Here is a 14,749-nt window from a genome sequence, read left to right on the forward strand (position 1 = left end):
AGGCGGCCGAGGTGGCCGCGGTGCTCGGCTACCCGGTGATGCTCAAGGCCGCCGCCGGCGGCGGCGGGCGCGGCATGCGTCGCGTCGAGCGGGAGGCCGACATCGCCGAAGCCTTCGACCGCTGCCAGGGCGAGGCGCAGGCGGCCTTCGGCGACGGCTCGGTCTTCGTCGAGAAGTTCGTCGCGCGGCCCCGGCACATCGAGGTGCAGGTGCTCGGCGATGGCCGCGGCGGGGTGGTGCATCTGCACGAGCGCGACTGCTCGGTGCAGCAGCGCAACCAGAAGGTGGTCGAGATCGCGCCCGCGCCCGCGCTCGATCCCGGCCTGCGCGAGCGCGTGCTGGCCGACGCGGTTCGTCTGGCGCGCGCCGCCTCCTACCTGAACGCCGGCACGGTCGAGTTCCTGGTCGATCCCGAGAGCGGCCAGCACTGGTTCATCGAGTGCAATCCGCGCATCCAGGTCGAGCACACCATCACCGAGCAGGTCACCGGCATCGACCTGGTCGAGTCGCAGTTCCGGCTGGCCGCCGGCGAGTCGCTCGCCGATCTCGGGCTGCCCGACCAGGGCGCCGTGCCGGCGCCGCGCGGCTTTGCGATCCAGGCCCGGCTGGTGAGCACCGGCACCGGCGTGCTCACCGCGTATCGCGAACCCACCGGACCGGGGGTGCGGGTGGATGGCTGCGGTTATGTCGGATTGGCGCCGCCGCCGCAGTTCGACCCCTTGCTGGCCAAGCTGATCGGCCAGTCGGGCTCGGCGCGCAGCTTCGCCTCGGCAGTCGATCGCACGCTGCGCGCACTCAACGAGTTCCTGGTCGCGGGCGTGCCCACCAATCGCGAGCAGCTGCGCGCCATCCTGGGCCACCCGGTGTTCCGCAGCGGCGATGCCCGCACCACGCTCCTTGCCGAGGAGCCTTCGCTGGCCGCGCTCGCCCCGGCGGCAGCCGCGCCCCAGGGCGCCGATCAGACCGCCCTGCGCTTCCTCGATCAGCAGGCTGCGGCCCTGGTGCGCGGGGCGCGCCCGGCGGCCGCGCCGGCGCCGGCGGGCCGGCCCTCGCTCGCGGTGCCCGATGACCAGCAAGGCGTGGCCTGCCCGATGGCCGGCACCGTGCTGGCGCTGTCGGCGCAGGTGGGCGACACCGTGCGCGCCGGCGACACGCTGCTGGTGATCACCGCCATGAAGATGGAGACCGCGGTCACCGCGCCCTGCAGCGGCACGATCACCGACCTGCAGCCCCTGACGGTGGGCGAAGCGGTGTCGGCCGGGCAGGTGGTGGCGCTGGTGCGTCCCGAGGCCGGCGCGGCGGCGGCCACCGGCGCCGAGATGACCGGCGGCTGGGCGCCGGTGCTCGCCGAGGTGGCCACGCTGCAGGGCCTCGCCCATGCCCGCCTGAGCCCCGCCTCCCGCGAGCCCGGCGTGGTGCGCCAGCGTGACCGCGGCAAGCTCACCTGCCGCGAGCGCATCGCCCGCCTGCTCGATGCCGGCAGCTTCCGCGAGGTGGGCAGCCTCGCGGGCTTCGCTTCCTATGATGCCGACGGCGGCATCGCCGACTTCACCCCGGCCAACCATGTCGGCGGCTGGGGGCGCGTCGAAGGCCGCACCAGCGTGGTCTGCGCCGACGACTTCACCTCGCGCGGCGGCCATGCCGACGGCTCGATCGCCGCCAAGAGCGTGTACCTCGACCGGCTCTCGGTCGAGATGCGGGTGCCCTCGGTGCGCATGCTCGACGGCTCCTCGGGCGGCGGCAGCGTGGCCGCGATGGTGCCCAAGCAGGAGAAGGCCGGCGAGTCGGCGGTGCAGGAGAGCACCGGCGCCATCCAGGCCGGGCGTCCGCGGGTCACCGGTGGCGGCGGCTCCTTCCTGCCCGGGCATCTGCACAGCACGCTCTACACCGAGCAGCTGAACACCGTGCCGGTGGTCAACCTGCTGCTGGGCAGCGTGGTGGGCATCGGCGCGGCCAAGGCGGTGCTCGGCCATTTCTCGGTGATGGTGCGTGACATCTCGCAGCTCTTCGTGGCCGGGCCGCCGGTGGTCAGCCACGCGATGGGCTACGAGGTCACCAAGGAGGAGCTCGGCGGCTGGCACATCCATTGCACCAACGGCTCGGTCGACAACCTCGCCGAGTCGGAGGACGAGGCCTTCGGGATGGCGCGCCGCTTCCTGTCCTACCTGCCGCCAAGCGCCTGGGAAGCGCCCCCGGTGCTGCCCCCCGATCCGGCCGACCCGCCCGACCGGCGCGAGGACGAGCTCTTCACCATCGTGCCGCGCAAGCGCACCACCACCTTCGACATCCGCCGCGCCATCCGGCTGATGGCCGACAAGGGCTCGTTCTTCGAGGTGGGCGGGCTGTGGGGCACCGACCAGGTGACCGGCTTCGTGCGCTTCAACGGTCATCCCATGGGCGTGATCGCCTCCGACAGCCGTCATGTGAACGGCGGCGCGCTCACCGCCGACGGCTGCGACAAGCTGCGCCGCCACCTCGACCTGTGCGACAGCTTCCACCTGCCGGTGCTCAACCTGGTCGACAACCCGGGCTTCGCGGTGGGCATCGAGCACGAGATGGCCAGCACCATCCGCAAGGGCGGCGAGTGGATGGTCGCCTTCGCGCAGGTGAAGGTGCCGATCTTCACGGTGCTGATGCGCCGCAGCTTCGGCGTGGCGGGCAACAACTACGCCACCCCGCGGGCTTCGGTGTCGGTGCGGGTGGTGTGGCCGGCGGCCGATGTCGGCGGCATTCCGCCCGAGGGCGGCATCGAGGCCGCCTACAAGCGCCAGCTCGCCGAGGCCGCCGACCCGGCCGCGCTGCGTGCCGAGATCAACGCCCGCATCGAGAGCGCGCGCGGCCCGATCGGCCCGCTGAACCGTTTCCAGATCGAGGAGATGATCGATCCGCGCGACACCCGCCGCCTGGTATGCGAATGGGTGGAGAATGCCTATCGCATCGTGTCACAGCCGGCGCGGCTGATGCCGCGCGCCCTGCAGTTCCGACCCTGACCTCGCCCGCAACGGGCGCCAAGACACAACGAGGAGGAAGACAGCATGCGTGATCTCAACGGAAAGGTGGCCTGGGTGACCGGCGCGGGTACCGGCATCGGCGAAGGCGCCGCGCTGGCCCTGGCCGGCGCCGGTATGACCGTGGTGCTCTCCGGCCGGCGCAAGGCCGAGCTCGACCGCGTGGCCGCCGCCATCGCCAGCCGGGGCGGTCGCGCCCGGGTCGCGCCGCTCGATGTCAGCCATGCCGACGCGGTGCAGGCGGTGGTCGACGGCATCGTGGCCACCGAGGGCCGCATCGATGTCGCGGTCAACAGCGCCGGCCTGAATGTGCAGAAGCGCCACTGGAAGCACCTGTCGCGCGCCGACTGGGATTCGGTGGTGCGCATCGACCTCGATGGCGTCTTCTACTGCTGCCATGCGCTGCTGCCGGTGATGCGGGCCCAGAAGGACGGCCTGATCATCAACATCTCCTCCTGGGCCGGCCGGCATGTCGGCGCGGTCACCGGCCCGGCCTACCACGCCGCCAAGTTCGGCGTGAACGCGCTCACCGAGACCATCAACATCGAGCAGGGCCTGCACGGCATCCGCGCCACCGCGATGTGCCCCGGCGAGGTGGCCACGCCCATCCTCGACAAGCGCCCCATCCCGGTCACGCCCGAGCAGCGGGCCCAGCTGGTGCAGCCCGAGGACTGCGGCGAGACCGTGCTCTTCCTGGCCCGCCTGCCGGCCCATGTCTGCATCAACGAACTCACCATCAGCCCCACCCTGAATCGCGGCTATGTCGCCGCGGCGCGGGCGCTGCCGGAATAGTCCGCGGCCTCGCCCCCTCACCCCTCACACGGAACCAGGAGATCCCATGTCCGCCGTCCTGAAATCCCCGAGCACCGAGATGACCGACGCCGAGTGGCAGGCCCGCTGCGAGCTCGCCGCCCTCTACCGCGTTGTCGACCATCTCGGCTGGACCGACATCATCGCCACCCACATGTCGGTGCGGGTGCCCGGTGAGCCCGACTGCTTCCTCATCAACCACTACGAGGAGATGTTCCACGAGATCACCGCCTCGAGCCTGATCAAGATGGACATGGACGGCAATGTCCACGGCCGTCAGGGCCGCTTCAACAAGGCGGGCTTCACCATCCACAGCGGGGTCTACAAGGCGCGGCCCGACGCCAACTGCGTCATGCACACCCACACCCGCGCCGGTGCGGGTGTGGCCATGCTGCGCGACGGCCTGCGTCCGATCAGCCAGGACGCCATGCTGGTGCTCGACGATGTCTGCTACCACGACTACGGCGTGCCGGCCACCCAGGAGGAGTGCGACGCGCTCGGCCTGAGCGTGCAGCGCGGCAGTTGCGTGGTGCTGCGCAACCACGGCCTGCTCACGCTCGGTCCCACGCTCCACGGCACGATGTTCAACCTGTACATGCTGGAGCGCGCCTGCGAGCTCGAGCTGATCTCGCGCAGCTTCAGCGAGCCGCCGGTGCTGATCGCCCCCGATGTGGTCGAGCAGTTCGCCGAGCGCATGCCGCGCCTTCGCGCCGAGGCCACCTGGGGCCTGCAGGAGTGGCAGGCGCTGTGCCGGACCGTCGAGGCCAAGGGCGCCGACTTCCGCCGCTGAGCCGCTCCCGGGTGGCCGCTGCGTCGCGGTCTGGTCGCGATTGCATCGCGGCGCACGAGCCACCGATCCGCCGTTCGCGTCGTTCATCCGGAGAGACCGTCATGTCAATCAGCATCCGACCTCTGAACCCCTTCTTCGCCGGCGAGGTCTCGGGCGTGAACCTCGCGCAGCCGCTGTCGGCTGCCGAGGTCGCCGAGCTCGAGGCCGGCATGGACCGGTATGCCGTGCTGGTGTTCCGGGGACAGCCGCTGACCGACGAGCAGCAGATGGCCTTCGCGATGCAGTTCGGGCCGCTGGAGAACGCCCATGGCGGCAACATTCCCATTGCGGTGTCCGACCGCCGGATCCGCGTGGGCATGAACGATGTCTCCAACCTCGACAAGCAGGGCCGCCCGCTCGCGCCTGACAGCCGGCAGCGGCTGTTCAACCTGGGCAACATGCTCTGGCATTCCGACAGCTCGTTTCGCGCGGTGCCGGCGAAGTACTCCATCCTGTCGGCACGGCTGGTGAATCCGCGCGGCGGCAACACCGAGTTCGCCGACATGCGCGCCGCCTGGGATGCCCTCGACGACGACACCCGCGCCGAGATCGACGGCCTGGTCTGCGAGCACTCCCTGATGCATTCCCGTGGCGCGCTCGGCTTTCCGGAGTGCACCGAGGAGGAACGGCGGCTGTGGCACCCGGTGCGCCAGAGCCTCGTGCGCACCCACCCGGTGACCGGCCGGCGCTCGCTCTACCTGTCGGCCCATGCAGGTGCCATCGTCGGCATGGAGACGCCGGCGGCGCGCATCCTGCTGCGCGACCTCAACGAGCATGCCACGCAGCCGCAGTTCGTGCATGTGCACCGCTGGCAGCTGCACGATCTGGTGATGTGGGACAACCGCCAGACCATGCACCGCGTGCGCCGCTACGACGAGCGGCTGCCGCGCGACATGCGCCGCACCACCGTGGCCGGCGATGCCATGACCGTGGCGCAGGCGGCGTAAGGCCATGAACCACGATCCGGTCGATGTGCTGATCATCGGTGCCGGCGCCTCGGGCGCGGCGGTGGCCTGGAGCCTGGCCGACACCCGTATGCGCATCCTGTGCCTGGAGCAGGGCGACTGGGTCAAGCCCACCGACTATCCCAGCAATGGCCGCGACTGGGAGGCGCGCCAGCTTGGCGAGTTCAACTTCAGCCCCAACCGCCGGGCCCGGCCCACCGACTACCCGGTGAACGAGCGCGAGTCGCCGATCAAGATCGCCAACTTCAACGGCGTGGGCGGCGGCACGGTGCTCTATGCCGGGCATTTTCCGCGCTTTCATCCCTCCGATTTCCGGGTGCGCAGCCTCGATGGCGTGGGCGATGACTGGCCGATCGACTACGCCACCCTCGAGCCCTACTACGCGCTGAACGACCGCATGATGGGCATCTCGGGCCTGGCCGGCGACCCGGCCTACCCGCCCAAGCAGCCCATGATGCCGCCGGTGCCGCTGGGCAAGGCCGGCGCCACCATGGCCGGCGGGCTCAACGCGCTGGGCTGGCACTGGTGGCCCTCGGACAGCGCCGTGGCCACGCAGGACTATGAAGGCCGGGCGCGCTGCATCAACCTGGGCCACTGCATCGGCGGCTGCGCCCAGGGCGCCAAGGCCAGCACCGACATCACCTACTGGCCGCAGGCGATCCGCGCCGGCGTGCAGCTGCGCACCCGGGCTCGGGTGCGCGAGATCACCGTCGATGCGCGGGGCATGGCCAACGGCGCCATCTACTACGACGCCGAGGGCAGGGAGCACTTCCAGCCGGCCGAGGTGGTGATCATGGCCTGCAACGGGGTGGGCACGCCGCGCATCCTGCTCAACTCGCGTTCGGCGCGGTTTCCCGACGGGCTGGCCAACCGCAGCGGCCTGGTCGGCCGCAACCTGATGTTCCACCCCTACGCCGCCGTCCATGGCTACTTCGAGCATCCGCTCGACGGCCATCACGGCCCCGGCAACAGCCTGTGGAGCCAGGAGTTCTACGAGACCGACCGCAGCCGCGGCTTCGTGCGCGGCTACACCTTCGAGTTCACCCGCGGGCGCGGGCCGGTGCTCACCGCGCTGGCCGGCATGAGCTCGGGGCGCGTGCCCTGGGGCGAGGGCCATCATGCCGCCTACCGGCGGCTGTTCGGCCGCAGCACCGGGCTGGTGGCCATCTGCGAAGACCTGCCCGAGGAGCACAACACCGTCACACTCGACCCGGAGCTCACCGACGGCAACGGCATTCCGGCCCCGCGCATCCGCTACACCCTGAGCGAGAACAGCCAGCGCATGCTCGCCCATGCGGTGGCCCGGGGCAGCGAGCTGATGCGCGCGGCCGGCGCCCGCGATGTCAGCACCGAGGCGCCGCTCGCCGTGGGCGGCTGGCATCTGATGGGCACTGCCCGCATGGGCACCGACCCGGCCCGCTCGGTGGTCAACCCCTGGGGCCGCAGCCATGATGTGAAGAACCTCTTCATCGTCGACGGCAGCATCTTCGTGACCTCCGCCGGCGTGAATCCCACCTCGACCATCCAGGCGCTCTCGCTCTACATCGCCGACCAGATCAAGCAGCGCCTGGCCAACCTCTTCGACTGAGCCCGCCCCATGAGCACCCGTCCCGTGATCCCGGTGTCTGCCGAGCCCGCCCAACCCTCGCTGGGCCCCGAGCAGCTGCGCGCCCTGCGCTGCCTGGTCGGGGAGATGATTCCGGCGAGCGCCGAGTACCAGGTGCCCGGCGCCGATGACGAGACCATCTTCGCCGACATCGTCGCCACCCTGCGCCCGCACGCCCGGCTGGCGTCCGATGCGCTCGACGCGCTCGCGCAGGCCGCAGGCGGCTGCCTGGCCGATCTGCAGGGCGCGGCCCGTGCCGACGCCATCACCGCGTTCCGGGCGGGCCGCGCCGCGCTGGTGTCGCTGCTGGTGAGCGTGACCGTGCAGTGCTACTACCGCGACGACCGCGTCATGCGCTCGCTCGGCATGGAGCCGCGGCCGCCCTTCCCACAGGGCTTCGAGGTGGAGCAGGGCGACTGGTCGCTGCTCGAGCCGGTCAAGGCGCGCGCGCCGATGTACCGGCGCGCACCCTGAGTTGCTGCGCTCGCATCCGGGCCGGGGCGCGCGCCGGCGCCGCCTGCCCGGTCACTCGTAGGCGAGCAGCACCTCGTCCATCGCCTTCTCGAGGTCGGCGGCGGTGGCGCAGTGGATGAGGTGATTGCAGAAGGGCCGGTAACGCAGCATGCCGCTGTCGCCCGAGCCCCAGCGCCCTGGCGGCTCGGGGCACAGCCACACCACCCGCTTGGCGCGATCGGCGATCTCCTCGAAGAGGTCGAGGCGCAGGTCGCCGTAGTTGCTGCGGCCGTCACCGAGCACCAGCACCGTGGTGCGACGATCGATGGTCTCCCAGTGGCTTTCGCGCAGGTCGGCCAGCGCCTGGCCGTAGTCGGTGCTGCCGCCGCCCACGCGGTCGATGATGCGGCGCATGGACAGGTCGGCATCGAAGCTGCGCAGGTCTTCGCCGACATCCTGCAGGCGCGATGAGAAGGCGTAGGCCTCCAGGTCGGCCACGCCCTCGCGCAGCGCGTACAGGAACAGCAGCAGGAAGCGCACATACTGCGCGACCGAGCCCGAGACATCGCAGATCGCGACGATCTTGGGCTTCTCGGTGCGCTTGAGCTTCCAGATCAGGTTGAAGGGCACGCCGTCATTGCCGGCGTTCGAACGCAGGGTGCGGCGCAGGTCGAGCTGGCTGCGGTTGCGCAGCTTGCGGCGGCGCTGGTGGCGCACCGCCAGACGCTTGGCCATGCGCGCCACCACCGCGCGCATGCGCTCCATGTCGCGCGGGCCGAGCTGCTCGATGGCGCGGTTGAGCACCACCTCGTCGAGGAAGGCCTCGGTGGCGTTGCGCCCGAAGACCTCGAAGCGCCGATCGACATGGGCGCGGGCCTCGCGGGCGAGCGTGGCCCGGGCATCGATCATTTCCTGGGCGCGGGCCTGGGCGGCCTCGGACGGGTCGCGCAGCGCGTCCAGCAGCCTGGCTTCCAGGGACTCGATGCCGAGTTCCTGCAGCATCCGGCGCACGAAATACGCGGTCTGCGAGGCGAAGCGGATCTCGTCGGCGCCCACCGCAGCCGCGGCGCGCTCCATCGCCATGGCCATGCGGTCGGCATCGCCCGACTGGGCGAGCTCGAGCAGCGCCTCGGTGGGATCACCGCCGCCGCCGCCCTGCGACTGCCCCCCCTGGCCGGGCTGCGGACTGCCGCCGCCGCCGGGCTGGGATTGCGCGCCCTGGGGCTGTGGCGCGGCCTGCGCCTCGTTCTGGTCGGAGGATGCTTCGCCCTCGCGCGGCTGCGGCCTGGCCTGCTGCGCGGGAGGACGGGCCGCGGCGGCCGGGTTGAAGTAGAGCTCGAAGAGCTGGTCGTGGATGAGCTTTTCGTCCTCGGACTTGGCCAGCACGATGCCCAGCGAGTGCTTGAGCGCCTGGCGGTCCCGATAGCCGATCACATCGAGCGCGCGGGCGGCGTCGATCGCCTCGGCGGTGGACACCGCCGCGCCGGCGGTGCGCAGCGCGCGGATGAAGCTGGTCAGCGCGCGTTCCATCCGCTCAGCCCGCCGCCTGGCCTTCGGCGAGCGCAGCCGCGGTGAGCTGCTCGACCTTGCCCTGCACCTCGGTGATGTCGCCCTGGCGCTTGAGGATGACATTGAGGGTGTCGCGCACCAGCGCGGGATCGAGCAGGTCGGCGTGCAGCAGCATCAGGGTGCGTGCCCAGTCGACGGTCTCGCTGATCGAGGGCAGCTTGCGGATGTTCTCGTCGCGCACCGACTGCACGAAGGCCACGAGCTGGCGCAGCAGCGATTCGGAGATCTCGGGCACGCGCGAGCGCACGATCTCGCGCTCGCGGTTGGCCTCCGGGAAGCCGATGTGCAGATGCAGGCAGCGGCGCTTGAGCGCATCGCCGAGCTCGCGGGTGTTGTTCGAGGTGAGGATCACCAGCGGCGGCACCTGGGCCGAGATGGTGCCGATCTCGGGCACGGTCACCTGATAGTCGGAGAGGATCTCGAGCAGCAGCGCCTCGAACTCCTCGTCGGACTTGTCGATCTCGTCGATCAGCAGCACCGAGCCGCCGGACTGCTCCATCGCCTTGAGCACCGGCCGCGGCTCGAGGAACTCGCGCGAGAAGAAAAGATCCTGGAAGCCGGCGAGCTTGGCGAACGACGACTGCAGGGTGTCGGCATCCTCGATCAGGTGGTTGATCTTCTCCTTGAGGATCTGGGTGTAGAGCAGCTGCTTGCCGTACTTCCACTCGTAGAGCGCCTTGCTCTCGTCGAGGCCCTCGTAGCACTGCATGCGCAGCAGCGCGAACTGCAGCGAGCGCGACAGCGACACGGCGAGATCGGTCTTGCCCACGCCGGCCGGGCCTTCGATGAGCACCGGCTTGCGCAGGTGGTGGGCGAGATAGACCGCGGTGGAGATCTGGCGGGTGGAGATGTAGCCGACCGAGAGGAGGGCAGCGGTGACCGCTTCGATGGAAGACAGTCCGGGGGGCGTGGAAACGGAAGTCATGCGGCTCCGGTGGTCGACGGCGGCTGGGCCTGGAGGGCGGCTTCGTAGCCGGGGTAGGAATGCTTGAGGGTGGCGCTGTTCAGCAGGGTCTGCGCCATCAGGCGCTCGCCGGCGGCATCGAGGATGTCGGTGCGGATCCAGCACGACTCGGTGCGGCGGCTGTCGGATAGCGCCACCACCTCGCGGCGGATGAGGTAGGGCTCGTCGACGAAGAGCGGGCCGTTGATCAGGCGGATCTCGAGGTCGGCGAACAGGCCCACCGCCGGGCTCCTGATCGGCCAGGCCGCCTGACGGCTGGTGTACTGCGCGAGCACGCTGATCATCTCGATGGGGATGATCGGGCGTCCCCACGGCGAGGCCGAGGCATCGTGGTACCAGGGCGAGGTCTCGGTGATCACCGCGAGCTTCTGGCGCAGCGAGAAGGGGTAGAGATCGCCCATGTGCTGGTCCATTGCCATGCGCACGAGCTCGTCCTGCGCGCCGCGCAGGCCCACCCGCATGTCCTCGAGGATGATCAGCCGGCCGGGCGGGCGCAGCTGCGCCATGCGCTGCTCGAGCAGGCTGTGCGGATGCTCCGGCCCCAGGCTGGCGCTGGCCTCGAGCACCGGCGTGCCGTCGGCCTTCTCGGCGCGCACCCGCGTGGCGCGCACGCCCGGCCCCGGCATCTCGACGATGGCGCGCACCTGCTCGCCCTCGACCACCATGTTCTGGTAGTGCGCCGACAGGCAGCCGCGCTCGAACCACGCCTGGCCCCAGAGCTGCGCGAGCAGCGGGTCGAACTGGCTGAAGTGGGTGGGGCCCTCGATGGGGCCGGCGCGAAAGCCGAGCTTCTCGGCCATGGCGTCGTCGTGGATGGACGAGTGCCCGCCATAGGCCTGATCGGCGAGCATCTGGCGCGGCTCGCGCAGCGGGCCCTGCAGGGTGAGGGGGGTGTCGAACATCGGCCGGCTCAGGCGGCCTGCAGGTGCGCGGGGTGGCGCAGGTCGGCGTCGAGGGCCGGGCCCATGAGGTCGATGAAGTTGTCGCTGTAGAAGCGCCGCCGCGCCTGCGGCGACACCGAGCCGAGCGACTCCTCGAAGCGCTTGAGGGGATGGCGGCCGCCCTCGATGTGCGGGTAGTCGGAGGAGAACAGGCAGACCTCCTCGCCGCTGTTGGCGATGATCCAGCCGGCGTCCTCGTGCGGATAGGGCGCCACCCGCAGCTGGCGGCGCACGATCTCGGAGGGCTTGGCCGAGAGCCGGCGCAGCCGCTCCTCGTTCTTGATGAAGGCATGCGCGGCCGAGTCCATGGCCCGCATCCAGGCCGGCAGCCACGATGCGCCGAGTTCGATGGCGCCCCACTTCAGCCGAGGAAAGCGGTCGAACACGCCGTCGAAGATCAGGGTGGCCAGGGTCTGCATCGGCGCCTGCGGAATGGGCATGTAGCTCACGGAGGTGAAGTTGTCGTCGCCGCCATGGAAGTCGGGCACCGGCGGCAGGCCGTTCAGCTTGTAGACCGGGTTCATCTTCTCTTCGCCGCCCACATGCAGCACCACCGGCACACCGGCTTCCTGGGCCAGCGCCCAGACCGGGTCGAGGCCGATGTGGCTGGGCGAGTGCCGGCGCGGGCACAGCGACGGGATCATGAGTGCGCGCGCGCCCAGCGTGATGGCCAGCCGGGCGGTGGCCAGGGCGCGGTCGAAGTCCTCGAGCGGCACATAGGCGGTGGCCAGCAGCCGGCGATCGACCCTGCAGAAGTCGGTCATCATGCGGTTGTGCGCGTCGGCCGCGGCGTAGCACAGCTCGAGGTCGTCGCCCTGATCGAGCCCGAAGTTGCCCAGGCAGAAGGTGGTGAACACCAGCTGGCTGGCAAAGCCGAGCAGATCGAGCGCGTGCGGGCGATCGGCTTTCAGGAAGGCGCCGTGCGCCTCGTAGTTCTTGCGCAGCAGGATGTTGGCATCGACCCCGGCGCGAAACGCCTGCTCGGCATGGGCCTGTGCCGACTGGCCGGGGCGCTCGTTGCCGCGCCGGGCCTGCCAGGCCGGCAGCGCGTGGAAGCGCGACAGCAGCCGCGGCTCGAACCAGGGGTCGAGGCAGTCGGCCAGTTCCATGAGATGGCTGTCGGCGTCGTGGATCAGACGCCCGTTGGCGTAGGCCATGGCGGAGTTCCTGATGGGCGGGGTGGCGGGCGGCGGCCGGAACTGCTGGCCGCCGGGGTGGCGTGCAGGGACTATACCGCCGCGCCGCCGGCCTCCGGCCACTGCCAGTCGGCGTAGCGCTCGCGCAGTTTCGCTTTCCAGAACTTGCCGGTGGAGGTTCGTGGAATGGCGTCGATGAACGCCACCGCATCGGGCAGCTGCCAGCGGGCAAAGCGCGGCGAGAGGAATTCGCGCAGCGCCTCCGGCGTCAGCGTCTGGCCGGGCTTGAGCACCACGCAGGCCAGCGGCCGCTCGGCCCACTTCGGGTGGCTGACCGCGATCACCGCGGCTTCGGCCACGGCCGGGTGGGCCATGATCGCGTTCTCGAGGTCGACCGAGCTGATCCATTCCCCGCCCGACTTGATCAGATCCTTGGTGCGATCCGACAGCCGCACATAGCCGTACTCGTCGATGGCCGCCACATCGCCGGTGCGCAGCCAGCCGTCGTCGGTGAACTTCTCGGGGTCGCGGGCCACCTCGTGATAGCTGCCGGTGATGTAGGGGCCGCGCACCTGCAGCTCGCCCACCTCCTGGTTGTTCCAGGCGCACTCGCGGCCGTCGTCATCGACGATGCGCAGATCGACCAGCGGCACCGGCACGCCCTGCATGGCCTGCCGGCGGAAGAGCTCGTTCTCGTCGGCGCCGGCGAGCTCGGCCTTGCGGTACGACATGGCCGCCATCGGCGAGGTCTCGGTCATGCCCCAGGCCTGCTTGATGAGGATGCCGTGGGCCGCATAGGCGCGGATCAGCGCCTCGGGCACCGCCGAGCCGCCGACCAGGCTGCGCATGCCGGCGGGCAGCTTCCAGCGACCGGGATTGGCCTCGTGGTTCTGGATCATGGTGAGCCAGATCGTGGGCACGCCCAGCGACAGGGTGGGCGGGTCGACCTGCATCTGGTCGAGCAGGTCGTCGGCGTGCAGGTGCGGGCCGGGGAACACCAGCTTGGCGCCGACCATCAGCGCCATGTAGGGCACGCCCCAGGCATTGGCGTGGAACATCGGCGTGACCGGGAACACCACATCGGTGTTCGACAGCGCGCCGTTATCGGGCAGGGCCGCCACCAGGGAATGCAGCACCGTGGAGCGATGGGAATAGACCACGCCCTTGGGCCGGCCGGTGGTACCCGAGGTGTAGCACATGGCCACCGGGTCGTCTTCATGATGCGGCGGGAAGCTGACGTCGGCCGGCGCGCGCGCGAGCAGCTGCTCGTAGTCGTCGATCGCCGGATCGCCGGCATGCGGATCGCCGGCGCGGGTGGCCACCGGCGCGCCCGAGAACGGGAACACGATCACCCGCTCGAAACGGTGCAGGTGCGCGAACTGCTGGTAGAGCGGCAGCAGGATGTCGTCGATGATCAGGAAGCGGTCGGCGGCATGGCCGGCGATCCAGCCGATCTCGTCGGGCGAGAGCCGCAGGTTCAGGGTGTGCATCACGCCGCCCGCGGCCGGGATGCCGAGGTAGCACTCGAGATGGGCGTGGTGGTTCCAGCACAGCGTGGCCACCCGGTCGCCCTTGCGCAGGCCGGCGGCAAGCAGGGCCGAGGCCAGGGCCCTCGTGCGCTGGTGGTATTCGGCGTAGATGTGCCGGCGGTAGGTCTTGTCGGGCAGGCGCGAGACGATCTCGGTGCGCGGGAACAGGCGCCCGGCGCGATCGAGGAAGTGGTTCAGCGACAGGGTGGCTTGCTGCATGGTGGCGTGCATGAGGCTCTCCTCGGGCGATGCGATTGCGCGAATTGGGGCAGTGCGGGCGGCGGCGTTCGGCGTGGGGCGTTGCTCAGCGCGATGCGTTGCGCGCGCCGGGCGGCAGCGCGCCGCGGCCGGCGAATCGCGCTGACGGGCCGAGGGCCTCGGCGATGCGCAGGCACTCGTTCCACTTGGCCATGCGCTCGGAGCGGGCGAAGGAGCCCACCTTGAGCTGGCCGGCGTTCCAGCCCACCGCGAGGTGGGCGATGGCGACATCCTCGGTCTCGCCGGAGCGCGCCGAGATCACGGTGGACCAGCCTGCCAGGCGTGCGGCCTCGAGCGCGGCGCGGGTCTCGGTGACGGTGCCGGCCTGGTTGGGCTTGATCAGCGCGCAGTTGCAGGCCGGCAGGGCCGCGGCCTGGGCGATGCGCGCCGCGCTGGTCACCAGGAAGTCATCGCCGATGATCTGCACGCGATTGCCGTGCAGGCGGGTGAACTCGGCCATGCCGGCGGGGTCGTCCTCGGCGAGCGGGTCTTCGATGGAGACGATCGGGTAGGCCTTGAGCCAGTCGCCGAGCAGCGCGATCAGCCCGGCGGTGTCGAGCTCGCGCGATTCCAGGCCGAGCCGGTAGCGGCCCTCGCGGCCGAACTCCGAGGCGGCGATGTCCAGCGACAGCGCCATGTCGGCGCCGGGCCGCAGGCCGGCGCTCTCGATGGCGCGCACCA

The 14,749-nt window shown here is 70.8% G+C and carries 12 protein-coding genes; 6 read left to right on the plus strand and 6 right to left on the minus strand.

The window, feature by feature from the left end; translation table 11 throughout:
• The 6 genes from AC2H6A_RS12030 to AC2H6A_RS12055 all read left to right on the plus strand — a co-directional run.
• On the plus strand, positions 1-2,990 hold a 2,990-nt coding region (locus tag AC2H6A_RS12030), incomplete at its 5' end, for a carboxyl transferase domain-containing protein (RefSeq protein WP_484273833.1).
• Positions 2,991-3,035: 45 nt separating this feature from the next.
• Positions 3,036-3,800, plus strand: a complete 765-nt coding sequence (locus AC2H6A_RS12035; protein ID WP_484273834.1) for an SDR family oxidoreductase — start codon at positions 3,036-3,038, stop codon at positions 3,798-3,800.
• Positions 3,801-3,846: 46 nt separating this feature from the next.
• The gene (locus tag AC2H6A_RS12040) at positions 3,847-4,608 is read left to right on the plus strand and encodes a class II aldolase/adducin family protein (RefSeq protein ID WP_484273836.1); all 762 of its coding nucleotides are present in this window, start codon (positions 3,847-3,849) and stop codon (positions 4,606-4,608) included.
• A 101-nt stretch (positions 4,609-4,709) separates the two neighbouring features.
• Positions 4,710-5,594 carry a TauD/TfdA dioxygenase family protein gene (locus tag AC2H6A_RS12045; protein WP_484273838.1) on the plus strand — a complete coding sequence of 295 codons (885 nt, stop codon included), beginning with the start codon at positions 4,710-4,712 and terminating at the stop codon, positions 5,592-5,594.
• A gap of 4 nt (positions 5,595-5,598) precedes the next feature.
• Entirely contained in the window at positions 5,599-7,200 is a 1,602-nt protein-coding gene (locus AC2H6A_RS12050; RefSeq protein ID WP_484273839.1) for a GMC family oxidoreductase, read from the plus strand.
• Positions 7,201-7,209: 9 nt separating this feature from the next.
• Positions 7,210-7,692, plus strand: a complete 483-nt coding sequence (locus AC2H6A_RS12055; protein WP_484273841.1) for a hypothetical protein — start codon at positions 7,210-7,212, stop codon at positions 7,690-7,692.
• A gap of 51 nt (positions 7,693-7,743) precedes the next feature.
• Here AC2H6A_RS12055 and AC2H6A_RS12060 read toward each other — a convergent pair whose 3' ends face one another.
• The 6 genes from AC2H6A_RS12060 to AC2H6A_RS12085 form a co-directional block, all read right to left on the minus strand.
• A complete protein-coding gene (locus AC2H6A_RS12060) occupies positions 7,744-9,201 on the minus strand; it encodes a vWA domain-containing protein (protein ID WP_484273843.1) in 1,458 nt (485 codons plus the stop codon).
• Between the two features lie 4 nt (positions 9,202-9,205).
• Complete coding sequence (locus AC2H6A_RS12065; RefSeq protein ID WP_484273844.1) at positions 9,206-10,165, minus strand: AAA family ATPase; 960 nt, start codon at positions 10,163-10,165, stop codon at positions 9,206-9,208.
• The gene (locus AC2H6A_RS12070; RefSeq protein WP_484273846.1) at positions 10,162-11,106 is read right to left on the minus strand and encodes a hypothetical protein; all 945 of its coding nucleotides are present in this window, start codon (positions 11,104-11,106) and stop codon (positions 10,162-10,164) included. The genes AC2H6A_RS12065 and AC2H6A_RS12070 overlap by 4 nt, the downstream gene beginning before the upstream one ends.
• Before the next feature lie 8 nt (positions 11,107-11,114).
• Complete coding sequence (locus AC2H6A_RS12075) at positions 11,115-12,302, minus strand: amidohydrolase family protein (RefSeq protein ID WP_484273848.1); 1,188 nt, start codon at positions 12,300-12,302, stop codon at positions 11,115-11,117.
• Positions 12,303-12,373: 71 nt separating this feature from the next.
• Complete coding sequence (locus tag AC2H6A_RS12080) at positions 12,374-14,041, minus strand: long-chain fatty acid--CoA ligase (RefSeq protein ID WP_484273851.1); 1,668 nt, start codon at positions 14,039-14,041, stop codon at positions 12,374-12,376.
• A gap of 73 nt (positions 14,042-14,114) precedes the next feature.
• The coding region (locus AC2H6A_RS12085) for an enolase C-terminal domain-like protein (RefSeq protein ID WP_484273852.1) at positions 14,115-14,749 on the minus strand (635 nt) is incomplete at its 5' end.

The sequence above is a fragment of the Quisquiliibacterium sp. genome (assembly GCF_982640115.1).